The 20209-nt window shown below is 34.1% G+C and carries 9 protein-coding genes; 2 read left to right on the forward strand and 7 right to left on the reverse strand.

All coding sequences use genetic code 11. From position 1 onward, the window contains the following. Positions 1-16: 16 nt before the first annotated feature. The 3 genes from OZP15_RS04660 to OZP15_RS04670 form a co-directional block, all read right to left on the reverse strand. The gene (locus OZP15_RS04660; protein WP_281337143.1) at positions 17-4282 is read right to left on the reverse strand and encodes a M14 family zinc carboxypeptidase; all 4266 of its coding nucleotides are present in this window, start codon (positions 4280-4282) and stop codon (positions 17-19) included. A gap of 183 nt (positions 4283-4465) precedes the next feature. Then, complete coding sequence (locus tag OZP15_RS04665; protein ID WP_281337144.1) at positions 4466-6553, reverse strand: TonB-dependent receptor family protein; 2088 nt, start codon at positions 6551-6553, stop codon at positions 4466-4468. Positions 6554-6764: 211 nt separating this feature from the next. Then, a complete protein-coding gene (locus OZP15_RS04670; protein ID WP_269227326.1) occupies positions 6765-7328 on the reverse strand; it encodes a helix-turn-helix domain-containing protein in 564 nt (187 codons plus the stop codon). Between the two features lie 309 nt (positions 7329-7637). Here OZP15_RS04670 and OZP15_RS04675 point away from each other — a divergent pair, with 309 nt between their 5' ends. Both OZP15_RS04675 and OZP15_RS04680 read left to right on the forward strand, forming a co-directional pair. Beyond that, positions 7638-9320 (forward strand): GH39 family glycosyl hydrolase, encoded by a 1683-nt coding sequence (locus OZP15_RS04675; RefSeq protein ID WP_281337145.1) that lies wholly within the window; start codon positions 7638-7640, stop codon positions 9318-9320. Between the two features lie 18 nt (positions 9321-9338). Continuing rightward, positions 9339-10631: a PQQ-dependent sugar dehydrogenase gene (locus OZP15_RS04680; protein ID WP_281337146.1), complete on the forward strand. Its 1293-nt coding sequence runs from the start codon at positions 9339-9341 to the stop codon at positions 10629-10631. Here the strand turns inward: OZP15_RS04680 and OZP15_RS04685 are convergent, their stop codons facing one another. The 4 genes from OZP15_RS04685 to OZP15_RS04700 form a co-directional block, all read right to left on the reverse strand. Beyond that, positions 10632-11768, reverse strand: a complete 1137-nt coding sequence (locus tag OZP15_RS04685; RefSeq protein ID WP_281337147.1) for an acyltransferase family protein — start codon at positions 11766-11768, stop codon at positions 10632-10634. It abuts the gene before it with no gap. A 113-nt stretch (positions 11769-11881) separates the two neighbouring features. After that, positions 11882-12667, reverse strand: a complete 786-nt coding sequence (locus tag OZP15_RS04690) for a 4'-phosphopantetheinyl transferase family protein (protein WP_269227331.1) — start codon at positions 12665-12667, stop codon at positions 11882-11884. Beyond that, positions 12654-16652 (reverse strand): non-ribosomal peptide synthetase, encoded by a 3999-nt coding sequence (locus tag OZP15_RS04695; protein WP_281337148.1) that lies wholly within the window; start codon positions 16650-16652, stop codon positions 12654-12656. The genes OZP15_RS04690 and OZP15_RS04695 overlap by 14 nt, the downstream gene beginning before the upstream one ends. Positions 16653-16996: 344 nt before the next feature. Beyond that, the gene (locus OZP15_RS04700) at positions 16997-19627 is read right to left on the reverse strand and encodes an amino acid adenylation domain-containing protein (RefSeq protein WP_281337149.1); all 2631 of its coding nucleotides are present in this window, start codon (positions 19625-19627) and stop codon (positions 16997-16999) included. Between the last annotated feature and the right edge of the window lie 582 nt (positions 19628-20209).

Here is a 20209-nt window from a genome sequence, read left to right on the forward strand (position 1 = left end):
ATAAGATTGAAGTTTGTTATTGTTTAATTATACGTTTATTAGTAGTATTGCCATTGTCTAAAATTTCAAGAACGTAATTTCCAGAAGTTATTCCAGAAAGATCAATTATATTATTGGATAAATTTCCTTTAATAATGGATTGTCCAAGTAAATTGTAAATTGTATATGTAGCTGAGGATGAAGTTTCTTTAATATTCAATATTCCAGTTGTAGGATTTGGATATACTAGTATTGTAGAAGAAATGGAGTTGTTGGTTTTTGAAGCAATTCTAGCAGTGCTAGAAACTATATTTACAGTATAATCTTCTACCTGACCAGATGCAAATGTTTCGCAAGCAGTAGGAATCCCATTGTATTTCATTGAAACTCTCATTCTTGTTGCTCCAATTGTTGCAGTTGTAGGAATAGTAAAAGTTCCTGAAATTGGAGTTGTTGTTGAAATTGCTCTTGAAAAGACAAGTTCTCCAGTGTCAGCAAAATCACCATCACTGTTATAATCAATCCAAACCGCATATCCTTCATTTCGTCTTGAACTTGTCCAAGAAGGTGTAATTGTAATGGTGTATGCAGTTCCCCTATTTGCATTTGTTGCAATAGCCGTAAAGTTTTCATATCCAGCACTACCTGTAGAGGTGTTATTAATGTTTCCTAGTACTACTTTACCAATTCTTTCTCTTGATGTACTCGTTCCTTGTGAATTGCAATACACTAATGGAGGAGGTAAAGTGTTTACATTTAATGTGTTGCTAGAAGTTGATGTGTTTCCAGCTCCATCTTTTGCTGCAACTGTAAAAGAATAAACGGTATTAGCGGTCAATCCTGTAACCGTATAATTTGTTGTTGTTACCGTAGCTAATTTTGTAGTACCTCTATAGACATCATAACTTATTGGAGTACTGTTGTCGGTAGATGCTGTCCAAGTCAAATTGGTAGTTGTAGTTGTTGTTCCTGATGCTGATAAGCCTGTTGGTACTGATGGGGCTAAAGTATCTACAACTACCACTGTTTGCGTTTGAGTTGAGGTATTTCCGTTTCCATCATCATAAGTCCAAACGATTGTAAAATTCCCTGGCGTTGAATAAGTCAAAGGATTTGGTGTTGTTGCAACTATGGTTCCTTTACAATTATCTGTTGCAGTTGGAGGAGCGGTTACTGTAACCGAATTTTGTCCTGAAACATTTGGTAAAGATGTTATATTGGCTATTGGAGCAATGGTGTCATCTATAATTACATTTTGATTTTGCGTAATAATAGTACCATTTCCGTCATCAAAAGTCCAAGTTACAACTGTAGTTCCTTGAGTGGTGATTGGGAAAATTGTATTGGTTGTTCCTGTGATTGTTTGATTGCAAAAAAGGGTTATTGTTGGTGTATTTGGCGTTGCTGAACATTGTGCGCTAATATTTAGAAGTGCTGTCTGAGGAGTGGTATTATCAATGATTATGTTTTGATCGGCAGTTGTAGTATTTCCGTTCCCGTCATTAAAAGACCAAGTCACTATCGTTGTTCCTTGAGTTGTAATTGGGAAAGTAGTTGATGTTGTACCTGTGATTGTACCAGCACAAGTGTCAGTAGTTGTTGGTGCAGTAGGGGTTACGGAACATTGCGCAGTAACATTGGCTAATGTTGGAGTAACAGGTGGTGTTACATCATTGATTGTTACGTTTGCAGTACAAGTACTGGTTTGTCCGTCAGCATCAGTAACAGTAAGGGTTACTGCTTGAACTGTGTTGGCATGAGTACAGTTGAAGGTATTTGGAGAAACTGAAATACTTGTAATTCCGATATCATCTGTTGAACCATTATTTACATCAGTTGTCAATACGGTTAATGAACCACTACTGTTTAATGATAGCGTAGCATCTTTGCAAATGGCTACAGGAGGAGAAGATATGATTTCTAATACTTTGAAATTGTCAAATCGAAACCCTTTGAAAGTTGTGTTGTAGCCGTGATTTCTATTGTTAGAATCGGTTCTTAATATGAATCGGAACTTTACACTTGCTTTATTGAATAATCCTGCATTTTCGGTTGCACTAATGTAATATTCCTCTAATACCCATTTGTCAAATTTATCTCCGTCATACAAAGCTTGTCCGTCAGGTTGGAAACCTTTATCGGCTGTTGTTTTTGATGTTGTTGAAAGGGTAGTGGAGTAATCGGTTACAGAAGTTGTTGTACCAGGTTTTGTGTATTTTCCATTCATTGTAATCCAAGTGGTTCCACCATCTGGTGATCCTTGTAATTGCACATAGTCAAAACTTCTTTCTAAATCCCATTTAGCGTTAAATTGAATGGCAACTTGTTGTTTTCCAGCTAATGAAATAGCATTTGTTTGCGTTAGATTTGCAGTAGTTATTGCGTTGGCGTAAGATGCAGCAGTATTTGTTGTAATACCAGCAGTTCCTCCAAAACCATCTGTAGTAGTTATGGCCCAAGAAGCAGTTCCTGAAGCAGTCCAACCAGCCAAAGCCAGTGTGGTTGGGTTAGCTAATGAGGTAAAAATGCTTGTTGGATTGTAATATTTTTCTATTCGAGTTTTATAAATGATGTAAGACCCGTTTGAAAGCGTAACTTCAAATTCAATTTTCTCTTTATTCGCAATAGTTGGACTTAAGGTGAAATTTACATCTAGATTTCTTTGTTGTAAAACTGTCATTCCTGTTTGAACGGCAACATTAGTAACGGATAGAATATTTGAAGAAATAGGAGTAACCGTTAGAGTGAAATCTCCATCCGTTTGTCCTACTCTTTCAAGTCCAAAGTTTAAAGTCCCACTAGTACTTGTAATATCTGATTTAGTTAAATCGTGTAATTTTGCATATACCCCGCTGTAATAAGCAGCAATGAAATTCATTCTTACTGCTCTTTTTGCTATTGGTGTTATTTGGGTTGGTGTTGGCCAAAAACCACCTTCACCTGTTGGGGCTCCATTTTCAGGTGTCCAGCATAAAGTGTTTTTTCCAGAACCTTCACTCATCCAGTCGTTACAATTTCCATTGTTCCAGTAGCTGATATTAGGACTTGATCCGTAAGCATATCTGCTAAATTGTGTCATGTCGTGAGAATATTGATAGTATTCATTTTCTCTTCCTGTGGGTACTCCTGGATTTGTAGCTAGATTATTTGTTCTATAAAAAGCAGCTCTACCATGAAGGGCGGCATTTTTGTAGGCGTGATGGTTTACAGATGTTTTGAAATTATGTAACAAGAAAAAATCTCTTATTATTGAAGTTTCAGCTTCAGAGAATCCAGCAGTTCCTCTGTAGGTATCGTCACATCCATTAGGAGACGATCCTTCGTTGTCATATCCCCAGTAGGTTCCCCAGTTTCTATTTAGGTCAATACCGTCTAAATAAGTAGTACAAGCTCCAGTTTCTCTTCTGTTTTTTCTCTGCATTCCTCCACCATTTGGTGATTGTGCTTGATTGTAAGCCAAACCGTCAGGGTTTACTATTGGAATAAAATAAAGATCATGATGATCTACTAAATTTTTAACATCTGGATCAGTAGCATAGTTTTCCAATAAATACCACATGTAGTAAGTTAGGTTCATTAAACTAGAAACTTCTCTAGAATGTGTCATTCCAGTATATAAAGTTTCAGGTTTGGTTCCGCTAATAGCCGAATTTGAAATTTTTACTACATAAATGGGTCTTCCGCCTATTGTTCGTTGGTCTGTAGGTGATGCGTTTACTTTTGCAGTAATTAAATTAGGATATAAGCTTCTCATTAAATCAAGTTGAGCTAAAGTTTCATCAACTGTTAAACAGCCTCCAAAAGAAGCTCCTAATTGAAAATTAGCTGGAACCGTCCAGTCAATTTCAGTATTTTCAAATCGATGCGTTATGTTGCCATAAGTAGTAGATTTTATACTCGTAGTTTTGGCATTGTTTTTACTTTTATTTTTACTTGATGCTTTCAAAGTTCTCAAGTTGGTTTTGGCTTGAGGTAAATCTTTCACTGCTCGTTTTGCATAAAATCCTTCCATATCTGCAACAACAACTTGATAAGCTGTTATTGTTTTTACTTTTGATTCTTCATATGTAGAAACCTCTATGAGTAAATCACCATTTTGGTCAAATTGAGAACCACAATCTAAATCAAGTCCAAGTCTTCCCAGTTTGTTCATCAATTCTGGTGTAGGGTTAGCTATTTTGATTTTTTTATAAATCTCATTAGGTTCGGTCTTTGTATTATGAGATTCGTGGTTGTGTGTTTGTGAATGCAAAAAAGTGCTTGCTAATAACACAGATAACAAATAAAAAGTGATTTTTTTCATATCTATTTGATTTATGACTCTCAAATTTATGTTAAATTTTTTTTAAAAACAAACAAAAAATAGATAAAAAGTAATTTTTTGACAACAAAAAACATTTTTTTTGTTGATTTTTTGTTTCAAATTTAAAAAAAAACAACTAATTAGTTGGGTAAATGATGAAGTTGAAGTACCTTGCTTACAAGGTCAAAACAACAAATAAGTAAACTGAAACCCACCATAAAAATTTCGTGGATTTCCTGGATAGTAATAACGTGGAGAAGTTGTGCCAAAACCAACTGCATTGGGCAAAATACTGGCAGCGTATTTTTCGTTCAAGAGATTTTGTATTCCTGAACTAATTTCGGTTTTTAATTTTTTGAGTATCATAAAAGTATAAGTCACTTTTGTATCCAATAGTTGGTAGCGATTAGTGTATTTTGAATTGGCATCATCCATGGGCATCTTGCCAAAGAAACTATAATTAGCATTGATGTTTAAACCCAAATTGGTGCTTAAATTAAATCCTGAATTCCATTGGATATTAGGTACTGCTGGAAGTTTGTTTCTGGAATAATCGTTGTTTCTATCTATAAAATCAGTAAATATGAAATGATTAATCGTACCAGAACAATAAGGCTGAATTTTGATGATTTCATTTGGACTCCATTTGTAGTTTACTAAAAATTCAATACCTCGATGGGAACTTTTTCCAGCGTTAATTCCCATATATTGATCGTCGGAAATCCTGCGAGCTACAAGTAGATTTTCTACTTGTAAATTATAAAATACTAGTTCTGTGTAAAGTTTTGAACTCAAAAAATTCCCTTTGAAACCTAGTTCATAATTAATACCTGTTTCGGGTTTCAGATCAGTGTTAATTTGCCCTTCGGGTGTCAATGTTTCGGCAACAGTTGGTGTAGAAAATCCTTTGCTGATGGAAGTGAAAATGTTTTTTCCGGTAGCTAATTTATAAGAAACGCCTATACGAGGAGACCAAATCGAGCCGAAGTTATAGCTCTTTTTATCGGTTTCAGCAGTTGCAAAAATATCCGTTTGCTCATAATTAGTAGTATTGTAAGCCAGTCCCGATTCGAGAAACAGTTTCTTTAAAAGTTGCATATTCATTTGTATAAAAACATTTGAATTTGTTCTTTTTTGTTCTATTTCGCTGAAACGATCTCCTTGAATACTTCCTTGTCCGAGTTGTGATTGATACAGATTTCTATAAAGTGAAAAATCATAATTTTCGATTAAGGATTCAGTTCCAATGCTAAAAGTGGTTGGAATTGAAAAAAGGTTGGTGTTATGATTTACTTTAGATCGAAGAGTTAAAGTGTTGCTTTGGTCTTCTAAAATATCAAAAGGTCTGGCTTCATATCCGTCTTTGGTCGAGTAGGCAATACTGGTGTTTAATGTCCAGTTTTTGGAAAAGTCATGTTCGTATCCGAGTCCCAACAATGCTTTTTTATATCGTTCAAAACCCTTTGCGGCTTCCCAAGTTGGAGCTGCATTCTGTGGCGCATTGTTATAATTCATTTCGCTAATAGAACTGGGAATATAAGCTTTGAGTCGGGTGCCGATGGCAAAAAAAGAAAGAATGCCGTTCTTGGAAAGTTGTTGTTTCCCGAAGAAATTAAAAGATTTACGGTCGTAACTGCTGTTAGACCGATAACCTTCGTTTTCTAATGCACTATAATTAGTGTAAATATTCGTTTTTTGGTCACTGTATCCAGCAGTTAGGGTCTGTTTTAGAAGTTTAAAACTTCCTGCGGTAGTGCTTGTTTTTACAAAAGAATTATCGAAAGGAGTTTTGCTTGCCAATAAATTAATTGCTCCGCCAAGTCCAGCTCCAAAGCCCGTAGAATTAGGACCTTTTATGATTTCAATACCACCAATAGCCTCTAAATCGATGTCTTCTATAGTGGTTTCTCCTTCGGCAGTCGTCAGCGGAATTTCCTCAAAATAAGCTTTGATGCGAGTGGTGCTGTATTGCGATCTAGAACCTATGCCCCGAATGGTGATTTTATTGGTATTCAAACTCCCTTGTTGCATATAAACTCCAGGAACTTGGTTCAGGATTGGGGTGAGAATTACGCCATCGGTTTGTTGAATTTCTTTTTTAGTAATAATAGCAACGGATGTAGTTGAATTTTGTATAGAATTCTGAATAGGCAAACTTTTGACTATCAATTCTGGAAGTTCAAGAGTGTCTTTTTTTACTTGTCCTGAAATTGAATTACAATACAAAATCGATAAAAAATACACGAAGAGACAGGAGGTTGTTTGTCGCATTTATTGTTGAATATTATTTACGCAAATAATTAGAAAAATATATTGTTGCAATATTAAATAATGAACAATTAATAAAAATGTTTTTTGCCACAGATTTTAAGATTAAAATGATTTTTAAAATTAATCTGTGCTAATATGTGCAATCTGTGGCAAAATGATATATTTGATATTCATCAAAATACAAAATTAATGTTAAGTTACAGTTTTTATTTTAAGCAAAAATATCAATATACGTTACTTCGTCAGTAATAGGTGTAATGCCGTGTTTGTGCATCGCATTAAAATACAAACTGTCGCCTGATTTCAGGATGTATTCAGTGTCTCCAACTTGCATTTTCATACTGCCTTCAATAACAAAAACAAACTCTTCTCCATCGTGTGAAAGCTGATGTGGTATCACTTCGCCTTTTCGGGCAACAAATAAAAAAGGTTGCATTTTTTTGTCATGGTATTCTGATGCGTAAGGGAAAATATGATAGCCTTTTTCGGTTTTTGTGAGTTTTTCTATTGCAGTTTTTTGACTGGTTACAATCGTTTTGTTCCAACCTTCTTCTTCGAGTAAACCCGAAATAGATGTGCCTAATGTAGATGCTATTTTAACCAAAGTAGCCACCGAAGGAATGGTTTTGTTGTTTTCAATTTTAGAAATCATACTTTTAGACAAAGCACAATTATCAGCAACTTCCTGTAAAGTACGCTTTTGATTGATGCGCAATAGTTTTATTCGTGTACCTACTTCAAGTGAGTTTGCTGGAGTAATTTTTTCTTTTTCCAAAATATTTTCAAATTGTATTATTGTTTGGTAGTGATTTTATTTGATTTTTGATTTCCTGCAAGGTCTTTTTTTTTGACCTTGTAGGTATTTAAAATCAAGAAATACACCTACAAGGTTTTCAAAACCTTGCAGGAGTTATAACCTATTTATAATAAATGTATCTCATTGCTAAATGTTAAAAAAATGAATTATAAAATTAAAAATTATGATTCTAATATTATATAATTATATTTGTCAACATTGTTGAATACAAAGAAACAAATTTTATCAACACCAATTTTCAAAAATTCATAAATAAAAAAATAGAATATGTATAAACTAATAAAATGTTGCCTGATTGTTGCGGTGTTGCAGTTTTTAACTGCTCCAGCTTATGCCCAAAATCCTGAAATCACGGTGGATTTAAAACAAGAAATAGCACCAATGGCTCCAGTTTGGGCTTGGTTTGGTTATGACGAACCCAATTATACTTACATGAAAGACGGAAAAAAACTCTTGAGCGAAATAGCTGCTTTGAGTCCAGTTCCTGTGTATGTTCGTACGCACAGTTTATTGGTTAGTGGCGATGGTGTTGCGGCTTTGAAATGGGGATCGACGAATGCTTATACCGAAGACAGTTTTGGAAATCCAATATACAATTGGAAAATAGTCGATAGTATTTTTGATACCTATGTTTCTCGTGGGATGAAACCTTTGGCACAAATTGGTTTTATGCCTGAAGCTTTATCGACTCATCCAACGCCTTACAGACATTACTGGAAACCAGGTGATCCTTACACAGATATTATTACAGGATGGGCTTATCCGCCAAAAGATTATGATAAATGGCGAAAATTGGTTTATGAATGGGTCAAACATTCGGTGGAACGCTATGGTCAAAAAGAGGTCGAAAGTTGGTATTGGGAAGTTTGGAACGAACCAAACGGTCATTATTGGAAAGGAACACGTGAAGAGTTTTTCAAGATGTATGACTATGCCGCCGATGGACTCAAGCAAGCTTTACCTACTGCCAAAATTGGTGGAATTAATATAGCAGGAACCAAAGGCAAAGGCGCACAGGAATGGACGAATGATTTTATCAAACACTGTATCAGCGGGACTAATTACGCTACAGGGAAGATAGGTTCGCCTATGGATGCTATTCTTTTTCATGCGAAAGGAAGTCCGAAATTAGTAGAGGGTTCAGTTCGAATGAATATGGCACCACAATTAAACGATATTGAAACAGGTTTTAAATTGACGATGTCCTATCCAGAAACAAAAAATCTTCCTATCATCATTGGAGAATCTGATCCAGAAGGTTGTGCAGCCTGCGGCATGGCGACTAATCCTGAAAATGCGTACCGAAACGGAACGATGTATTCTAGTTACACTGCGGCTTCTTTTGCTAGAAAATACATATTAGCAGACCAAACAAAAGTAAATTTTCTAGGTGCGGTTTCTTGGTCTTTTGAGTTCGAAAATCAACCTTGGTTTTACGGTTTTCGTGATTTAGCAACTAATGGAGTCGATAAACCTGTGTTGAATGTTTTCAGAATGTTTGGTATGATGTCCGGAAAACGTTTGGAAGTAAAAAGCAACCGAATGTATCCAATAGCCGAAGTGTTGAAATCAAGTGTTCGTGGACAACAATCTGATATTGGAGCATTGGCAAGCAAGGATTCAAAATCGGCTGCAATAATGGTTTGGAATTATCACGATGACGATAAACTAGGCCCAACCGAAATGGTAAATCTAACCATCGAAAATATTCCTGCTAAAAAAGTGGCTCTAAATATTTATCTTATTGATAAAGAAAACAGTAATTCGTATGAAGTTTGGAAAAAAATGGGCTCACCTCAAAATCCTACGAAAGAACAAATCGATACACTCGAAAAATCGGGAAAATTAAAGACAGTCTTGACTAAAAAAATAAAAACGAATATTGGTAAAACTATTGTACCTTTAAAATTAGAACGTCAAGCTGTGGCTCTGGTAAAATTAGATTGGTAATCATTAAAAATACGCACAATGGCATTATATAAAAATAGAGTAGTAGGTTTTACAATTGCAATAATTTCAATATTCAATAGTTCAGTACAAGCGCAAGAATACAAAGACAAAGTAGTTTTACCCGAGCCGTATGCAACAAAGTCTAGCAAAGTGTTTTCGAAAGTAATTGGCTGGAAGGACAATCAAAAACCAGTTGCGCCCAAAGGTTTTACAGTTAGTAAATTTGCCAGTGGTTTAGCCAATCCACGATGGTTGTATGTAGCGAAAAATGGCGATGTGTTTGTAGCCGAGTCTGGTACAAGAATTCCAAAAAAGAAACGTACTGACGAAAAGGACGAATTTTTTGCATCAAAAGCTCAAAATTTTGGCAGTGCGAATCGCATTACGATGTTCAGAGACAAAGATAATGATGGCGTTTATGAAAGTAAATATGCTTATTTGGCTAATTTGAATCAACCGTTTGGGATGTTGGTGCTGGATAATTATTTTTATGTAGCCAATACCGATGAAATTTTACGTTTCCCGTATCAAGAAAAGGATAGTACTAATATTGGTAAACCTGAAAAAATACTTGATTTGCCTTCTGGAGGATACAACAATCACTGGACAAGAAATATAATTGCCAATCAAGAAGGAACAAAAATATATATTACCGTAGGTTCCGAAAGCAATGTGGCAGAACGGGGAATAGAATCTGAATTCAAACGTGCCAACATTCTCGAAATCAATCCTGATGGAACTGGCGAGCGCATTTATGCCAGCGGACTCCGAAATCCCAACGGTTTAGATTGGGCACCAGGAACAAAAACCTTGTGGACAGCCGTAAACGAGCGTGATGAATTAGGCGATGAATTGGTGCCAGATTATACCACCAGTGTAAAAGAAGGTGGTTTTTACGGATGGCCTTATTCTTATTTTGGACAAAATGTAGATCCACGCCACAAAGGAGCCAGACCTGATTTGGTCAGTAAAGCCATTGTGCCTGATATTGCTCTAGAAGCGCACACTGCCTCTTTGGGTTTGACATTTTATCGTGATAAATCTTTTCCTAAAAAGTACAGAAACGGAATGTTCATAGGGCAACACGGCTCTTGGAACAGATCAGTATTATCAGGTTATAAAGTGGTTTTTGTTCCCTTCAAAAACGGAAAACCATCGGGCAAACCAGAAGATTTTTTAACGGGTTTTATCGCCAATATCGAAAAACAAGAAGTATATGGTCGCCCTGTTGCAGTTGCCGTTTTGCCGGATGGCTCATTACTAGTTACTGATGATGCTGCCAAAACAATTTGGAGGGTTGCGGCGGAGTAATTATCGAGTAGCATGGTCAAGAAATATTTCTTCTGGAATAAATCTATTAATGTACTTGGATTTTAAGAATTCGATTTCCGCATCGTTTAATGCAATTGTTTTTATAGGATAGAATCCAATGCGAACAAATGGTACTTTTTTTAGAAACCTGTAAATAAGGCAACAGATTATAATATTTGAAAAAAACAGGAATGTGTGTAATAAAGGATTGTAGCTTTTCAGGTCAAACAGCACAACATAAACATCTTTGATAAAGATATGATAGGCTAAAATGAAAAAACTAGCTCTAGAACAATAGACAAAAAAAGAATTCAAAAACGGAATTTTCTCGATGTATCGACACAGATAAAGTACCGTAAAAACACCCAAAAGCGATAGTATTAAAAGATAATGATAATTGTAATGCAGTCCCGCTAAATTAAAATCGATTTTTACATTGAAACGGTGCAACATGAATTGGGATACAAAAAATAGAATAGGGAATACCAACATTTTGTTGCTATAAAAAAAAGATGTTCCGTTCAGGTAACGAGTACTAATTTCTTTAAAACTATACCCTAACAATAAATAAGTAAAAAAAATGGGTATGTACTGTGTCCAATGAAGTTTGATTTGTATAGTATTCAAAACAATGAGTACCAGAAAAAAAACGGTCAAGAATATATAATTTTTAGGCTTGTTGAATTCTTTGATTTCTAAAAATCCTTTTAGTGTGATTTGACCTAAAAACAGTGCCATAATAAACCAGAAGGAAACATTTATGGCATCAAAACTTCCATTATAGACGTAACGTCCTAAATTAATGATGTACCCAAAAGCATCTTTGAAAGTTACTACATCGGAAACAAGGACATAAAAAATTATTTTTAAAACAGTTAGACTAAGGATAAAGCTAATCAAAGGTTTTATTAGTCCGTCTATTTTATGATGCAAAAAGTGCTTGAAACTTAATCGATTGCTTAATAAATAGCCCGATATAAAAATAAATGTGGGCATTTTTAAAACCATTACTATGTTTTGAAACTCCATTAAGTAAGGGTAAATAGCAGTAAAATCGTATCGCCCAATGGTCATTAAAACAATACTAATACCTTTGGCGATATCAAAAATTTGAATTCTTTTGTCATTTTCTTTCATAATTTGCCCTTATTAATCGGTGATTAATTCGTTTTTTTTAATCCAGATTATTTGTCTATTCAAATAGAAATCAATCAAACAACTAAACTTTTTTTAGCAAATTGAATTGATTTTTAGGATTCAGTCATTTCTATTAAAGTTTCCATAATGTTAGGGATAGTATAGGTTACTAAATTTGGGGTAATTGTAGGTAAACTTTCAAAAGCTACTGTAGCTAAATAATGGTGTGCAATATCAAAACTATGTACTTGCCAGTTTTTTGTAGTTTTTAGCAAGCCTGAATCTAGAGTGTGGTGTCCACTTGAACACGGAATAAATTTAAAATCATCATCAATGCCTTTTCCTAGTGCTTTTGCCAAGGCTTCTTTGCGAGTCCATAAGGTGTAAAAGGCTTCTTTTTTATCCATTGTATTTTGAATGGCCAAAATTTCATCATTACTAAAAACATCAAAAAGAATGCTTTCAAAGTCAAAATCTTTTGCGCTATATTCAATGTCTATTCCTATTTCATTATGCGAAACAGCAATAAGTACATAATCTTCTGAATGCGAAACATTAAAAAACAATCCAGTATCAGAAGCCAAATAAGGTTTTTTATTGGCACGATATTCAAATGTAATTTTTTTCGGATCTAATTTAGTGTAATTTGCTAAAATAATTTTTAGAATTGCTCTAGAAATGATGAATCGGTTTTTGTCTATTTCTTGATAAAAGCGATTCGCTTTTTCGAACTCTGTTGAATTCAGAAATTGCTCTAAATCTGATTTTAATTCAATAAAATTAGGAACATAAATAGTGTAAATTGCAATCTCATTATCCTTTAAATGAAATGCTTTATTGGGTGTTAATTCATTCTTTTTTATTTTTGAATGCGTAATATGAATATTAGATATTGGCATGTCTTTTGTCTAAAAGATTCTGAATTTCTTTTGCTAAAATTTTGTCATTAGGAGGCGCTACCATATTCAAATGATTACCTGGGATGTTATGGATATTAATTCCTCTAGAAGCCGCTTTTTTCCATCCCAAATAAATAGGGTCTAATTTGAAGTTTGGATCATCTTTAGATCTAAATAAATCTACCTCAAGATCTTGAGGTTTTAAATGATAGCGATCTACAATTTTGTCTACCATAGCAGCTGCAATTTCAAATTCTTCTTGAGCGACTAATTCTTGTTCGGATAAAGGATTTTTGTTTACTCCAAAATGATTTTTTAGAATATGATCTTTTTTAGAGTTGAAACGCAATTTCAGCATTGACCAACTAGTTAGCATTTGTTTTAAAAAATTCAATCTCTTGTAGGTGCGATCTAGATATCTTGCTCGCTTTTTTCTCTCATAAGTTGCTTCATAATAAGAGGAATCTACATAAGTGTCTAATAAGGCAATTGCACTTACCGTTTTTCCTTGTTCTTTTAATTGACGAGCCATTTCAAAAGCTACAACACCACCGAAAGAAAATCCAGCCACTGCATAAGGTCCTTTTGGATTTGCTTTTAGCATAGAGTCAATATAACAAGCTGCCATTGCTTCGATAGATTCAAACCAATTGTCATATCCATTAGGACCAATTCCTTGAAAACCATAAACGGGTTGATCTGCATCGAAATGATTAATTACATTGGCAAAGTTTAAGATATTAAGTCCCGCACCATGCACCATAAAAAGCGGAGTTTTATTTCCGTTTGGTTTGATAGCTACTAAATGATCGGATATAATTTCGTTCTCTGAATTCAGTAATTTTGCTAATTTCTCGACAGTAGAATGTTGGAATAATGCCGAGAGTGGAATTCGTTTGCCAGTCGCTTTTTCAATTTTAATCATTACGTTCAGCGCCATAATCGAGTGTCCTCCCATTTCAAAGAAGTTACTGAAAATATCCACTTTTTCAACCTTTAAAATTTCTTGCCAAATACCAGCTACAAGTTTTTCTTCATTGGTACGAGGAGCGGTATATTCTTGACTGATTTCTGCATTCGATTTGTATTCTAATAAGGCTACACGATCTATTTTGTCGTTGAGTGTTCTAGGCATTTTTTCTAAAATATGAAAAACATGCGGCACCATAAAATTAGGTAACTGCGATGCCAGCTCATTTCTCCACAATCGGATTTCTTCTAGTTCGGACGTGATTTCATAATCAACTACAATAAAGGCAACAAGAATATCTGTTTTGGCTAAAACAATAGCTGATTTAATGCCTTTTATTGAGGTTAAAGCGTGTTCTATTTCGCCAATTTCAATTCGATGTCCTCTTACTTTAACCTGATGATCCACGCGTCCGAGACACATTACTTCTTTGCTAGGAAGTAATTTTCCAATATCGCCTGAAAGATACATGATGGCATCTTCTTTGTCAGAAAAAATATTTTTAATGTATTTTGAAGCCGTTAATTCGGGTTTCCCTAAATAACCTTTACCAACTCCGTCTCCGCCAATGGCAATTTCTCCAATAGCATTTGGTGGTAGTAAATTAAGGTGCTCATCTACAATATAGTATTGCATATTAGCAATAGGACCACCTACAGAAATTATCGTTTCTTCATCCTTGATGTGTTTGCAAGAAGAAAAAATAGTTACTTCGGTAGGGCCATATAAAGTCCAAAGTTCATCACTTTTTTCAATAAGTTCCTTGGCTAGTTTTGCAGGAAGCGGTTCGCCACAACACCATATTTTGATAGGTAATTTTTTTGACCATCCAGAATCCAAAAGCATTTGATAAGTGGTGGGTGTGGCTACTACCAAGGATATTTTTTCGTTGTCCAGCATTTCATAAAATAGTCTTCCGTCACTAGGTGTTTCGTGTTCTGGAATTACTAAAACAGCTCCTTTGAATAGCGGGAAAAACAATTCGAAACTCGCAATGTCAAATGAAATAGTAGAAATAAAAGGGACTCTATCGGTTTCTTTTATACCAGGTTCTATTTCTAAAGAGCAAAATAAATTCACAACATTTCTATTGGTTATTTTAGCTCCTTTTGGTTTACCTGTCGATCCAGAAGTGTAAAGAAGGTACAATACATTTTCAGGATCAACAACAGCTTCGAGTTTGGTTTCTGGATATTGATGTAATGATGCCATGGCATCATCTATTAAAATTGTATTAGGACATTGTGGCAAAGACAAAGCTAATTTTTGACTAGTTACTAGAAATTTAGCTTCAGAATCTTGAATCATATACTCAACACGCTTGATTGGGTATTCATGATCCAATGGCAAATAAGCAGCTCCGCATTGAATAATGGCTAAAATGGCATATACCAATTCTGGGCTTCTAGGGTAAGAAACTGCTATGTAATCACCAGATTGAACGCCTTGTGCGGTTAAATAATGAGCAAACTGATTGACTTTGATGTGTAATTCTTGGTAGGTTATTTTAGTTCCAATGTATTCAATAGCAATATTATTAGGCGTTTTTTCAGCTTGTTGGCTTAAAATTTCGGCTAATCCAACATTGGGATAAGGAGTTTCAGTATCGTTTAAAGCTTCATAAGCGGCTAAATAGTCTCCATTTATAGTTTCGGCTAATGGAGCTTTTGGATTAGCTATTAATTTTTCAATGATTTCTTCAAACGAAACCATCATTTGTTTTATGGTTTCTTCTTTGAATAAGGTGGTGTTATACGAACATTGAAAAACAGGACCGTTTTTTGTTCTACAAACATGAAGTTGAAATTCAAAAGAGGCGAATTTTCTAGGGTTAATTTTGAATTCATGAGTAAGACCACCAAGTGAAAAATCATTTTCTATATTTCTGCTTAAATCAACCGTTAATGTTACAGGAACTAGCGGAATTCTAGAGGGGTCACGAGCAATGGCTAATTTCTGAAGGAGATGTCCAAAACTTAATTGATGATTGGTATAGGCTTCTGATAATTCAGGATTTCTTTGTGATAAGTATTCTGAAAAACTAATTTTTGGATTTACTTTAGTTCGCAAAGGAAGAAGATTGGCACAATTTCCAATCAAATGTTTCATGTCGTATCTCCAATTTCCTGAAACAGGAAGACCTACTACTAAATCACTTTGACCTGTGATTTTGTTTAAAAACACTTCGTATGCCGAAAGTAAAGCTGTTGTTAAACTACAACTAGCACTATTAGCAAGTTCTTTTAATGAATTTACAAGACTGTCTTCAATAGGAAAATCAAGGCGTTGGCTGTTATAAGTTCGTAATTCAGGTCTTGAAAAATCTATTGGTAATTCAATTACAGGAACCGATTCTTTATAAGTTGTTAGCCAATACTCTTCTATTTTTTTGTATTCACTACTATCTATTAACGAATTTACTTTTTGAGCATAATCGCTGAAACGTTGTGGAGTTTTTAGGCTTGGAACTGTATTTTCAATAAAAGAGGTGTAGAGAATTCCTAATTCTTCGACTATTATATTGATGCTTAATCCGTCTCCAATAATGTGATGATGCGTTAGTATTACTATATTTTCTAGAGCATCAACTTTGATTAATTTAACTTTAAACAATGGATCTTTTACAAGGTCGAAAACAGCATTTACTTCTTTATCAATACTACTTTCTATAGCCTTTTCTTTTTCATCACTAGTAAGTTGAGAAATGTCATTGTGCGCTATTTCGATTTTTAAATCTTTATAAATGTTCATATAAACTCCATCAGAACTAAAAGAGGCTCTCAAGCATTCGTGACGTTGTACCAGAGTATTTATGGCATTTTCTAAAGCTTCGACAACTAGAGTTCCGTTTAGTTTTATAGAATAAGATAAATTATATGCTTTGTTGGCATCACTACTTCCAATCAAACAATCCGTCCATATTTCTAACTGTGAATTCGTTGTGTTGATCACGTTTTCAATTTCAGAGGAATAGGTCTCGATTTGAGTTTTATTGTTTTGTGATAGATTTTCCATTATATATGTTGAATTATTTCAATTTTATTTATTCGATGATTATTTCCTAACAATTCGATTGTATTAAATACTTCTTTTTGATTTGATTTTTTTAATGAATCAAGCTAGTTTTCTTTTATTTATCAGCTAAACTTTTAGGTAAAACTTCTCGGTTTTTAGTTATTAACCTGAATTGGATTAATAATTTTGGATAGTAATATATAAAAAATAACTTTTTTTGTTTTTAAGTTTTTGAAATTCAATAGCTTGAGTTTGTTTTTTATGGAATAAATTTTGATAAAGTTACTGATTTTTTTGTTTTATTAATTGCTTTTGTAATAATTTTGGTTGTGTTTTTTTGTTTTTTAACTTTTTATATTAAGATGTTTTTTATCTAAAATATCTTGAAACATTCGGGCTAAAATTTTGTCGTTTGGTGCCACACGAATATCGAAATTATCGGACGGTATAGTGTGAACAGTTAGTCCTTTCAAAGCTGCTTTTTTCCATCCCAAGTGAGGAGGTGCAAATTGATGATCTACACGATTTTTTGAACGGAATATCTCTACATCAATGTTTTGTGGTTTAAGGTGGTATGCGTCAAGAAGGTTTAAGATTTTTCCAGAAGCTTCGGCAAACCGTTGTTGTGCTAATATTTCCTGTTCAGTCATCGTGTTATTTTGTTCGAGATGTTTTTTCAGGATATAGTCTCTTTTAGAATTAAAACGTTTTTTGAATGATTCCCAACTGGTAAGCATATCTTTTAAAAAAACTAATCTTTTATAGGTCTGTTGGTATTTTCTAGCTCGTTTTTTTTGATTGTAGGTTTTGCAGTAGTAGGAGGAATCAGCATAAGAATCGAGTAGTGCTGTTAAGCTCACTTCTTTTCCTTGTGCTTTTAATTGTCTTACAACTTCAAAAGCAACAAATCCGCCCACACAAAAACCTCCTATGGCATAAGGACCAGTAGGGTTTATTTTTACAATTGAGGCTACATAATCAGCCGCCATTTCATCTATGGATTTATACCAGTTGTCAAAACCATTGTCACCTACACCTTGAATGGCATAAAAAGGTTGGTCTTCATCAAAGTGTTTGCTTAAATTGATGTAATTCAAAACATTGAGTCCGCCACCATGAATCATAAAGAAAGGCACTTTTGTACCATTAGGTTTTAAAGCAACAATACAACTAGAATCAATTTCTTCGCTATTGCTTATTAATTTTGCAAATTTTTCGACTGTAGAATGTGCAAATAGTACTGATAGTGGAAAACGTTTGCCAGTGTGTTTTTCAGTATCAATGATTACTTTTACTGCCTTGACAGAATGACCTCCTATCTCAAAGAAATCGCTAAAAATATCAATTTCTTTTAGGTTTAAACTTTCTTTCCAGATGGCGGCAACTAATTTTTCTTCCTCTGTTCGAGGAGCAGTAAGTGTTTGATTTTTGTCTGATAGCGATTTGAATTCTAATAATTTTGCTTTATCAACTTTGCCGTTTGGTGTGGTAGGGATTTTGTCTATAATATGAAAAACATTTGGAATCATGAATGGAGGTAAATGTGCCGCTAGTTCATTTTTCCATAATTTGATTTGATCTTGTTCTTGACTAATTTCAAAATCGGCTATCACAAATGCAATAAGGATGTCGGAATTGGCCAAGACTACAGATGATTTAATTCCTTTAATGGATTGCAAAGTGTTTTCTATTTCTCCAATTTCAATTCGATAGCCTCTTACTTTAACTTGGTTGTCTATCCTGCCAAGACATTGCACCTGACCATTGGGTAAAAGTTTTCCTAAATCGCCAGAAAGATACATTTTGCCGTTGGATTCTTTGTCAAAATTGTCGGGTACAAAACGCTCATTGGTCAGTTCAGGACGATTCAAATAACCCAATGAAACTCCGTCTCCAGCAATTACTATTTCTCCTACCTCACCTTGTTTTACAGGGTTTTTATTAACATCTAATAAATAAACGGTAGTGTTTGCAATCGGTTTTCCTATCGTTATTGGATTGTCATTTACTGTGATTTGAGTAAGAAAGGAGCATACAGTAGTTTCTGTAGGGCCATAAATATTCCACAATTCATTGCATCGTGATGATAGTTTGTGAGCCAAAGGTAAAGGTACAGGTTCGCCACCTATTAATATTTTTATATTCAAGGGTTTTTCCCATCCTGAATCTAATAGAATTTGCCATATACTTGGTGTTCCCCAAATAACACTAATGTTATTTTTAATCGCTTTTTGAAGTAAAAGTTGTCCGTCTAATCGGGTATCTTCATCAACAATAACCACACATGCGCCAAAGAGTAGGGGAAGGTAAATTTCCATTACCATGGCATCAAATGAGATTGTTGTTAAAGCAAATATTTTGTCCGTTGCTCCAATTCCAGGTTCAATAGCCATTGAATAAACAAGGTTAATGACGTTGCAATGCGCAACATGAACCCCTTTTGGTTTTCCTGTAGATCCAGAGGTGTAAATGATATAAGCACCAGATTCAGGTGTGGTTTTAATGGTTAAAGCTTCGTTAGGAAAATCTACTATTGCTTTTAGAATAGTTTCAATAGATAACGAAGTTATAGTATCAGAAAAGGTTTCTTTAGATTTTGATCCAATGTACAATGTAGCACCAGCGTCTTCCATCATTAAGTTGATTCTTGCCTCGGGATACAAAGTATCAATTGGAATATAGGAAGCACCACATTGTAAAACAGCAAACATCGAAGCGATTAATTCAGGAGTTCTGTCTAATGAAATAGCAACAATTTGTCCAGGTCTCAAGCCTTCTGACCAAAAATAATTAGCCATTTGATTGATTTGTTGGGCTAATTGACCATAAGTAACTTGCTTATCATCAAATTCAACAGCTATTGCATCAGGAAATTGTGTAGCTCTTTCAGCAAAAAGTTCATGTAATGTACTCTTGGGATAGGTCATTTGAATCCCTTTTATCTCATTTTCTAAATTATCATTTTCCTTGGTCATCGTGTTGTTTTAAAATTAGATTTAATGAAATAGTTTTTGTTGATGCAAATTCAATATTCACGGCTTTTATATTTTTAAGAAAAATATTATTTTTAGCAACTATTTTTCCTTTATGGTCGATGTTTTTTATATTGAATTACAAACAAAAAAAAGAATTTTATTTCACCAATGGTTTGTATCTTCTACACAAAGCTATTATTCTCGATGAATGGCATCTTTTCGATTGTGAAAAAAACATCTTATAGATTTTGAATTTTTAGCACTAGTTTATTTTAGCACCTTTTTTTTAAGCGCAATATCCTGTTTGCAAGGGTGTTTTAAGATTTGTTTTTTAAAATTTTATGATGTTCAAATCTAGTGATATAATAGCTATAAAAAAATCACTACAAATAGGGATTTTGTAGTGAAATAGTATTAGAAAAAAAATGATTTTTAGAAGTAAGGTTTCGCTTTGTTTTTTTATAAAAGCTAATAAAAATTAATCTATGTTGATTTAATTAGAATCCTAATTTCTCACTTTTGTTGGGCGGATACATAGAAATGAGTTTACTACTTTTATAGATTCAATGTTAAGAAATAGAG

The sequence above is a fragment of the Flavobacterium eburneipallidum genome (assembly GCF_027111355.2).
GTDB lineage: Bacteria > Bacteroidota > Bacteroidia > Flavobacteriales > Flavobacteriaceae > Flavobacterium > Flavobacterium eburneipallidum.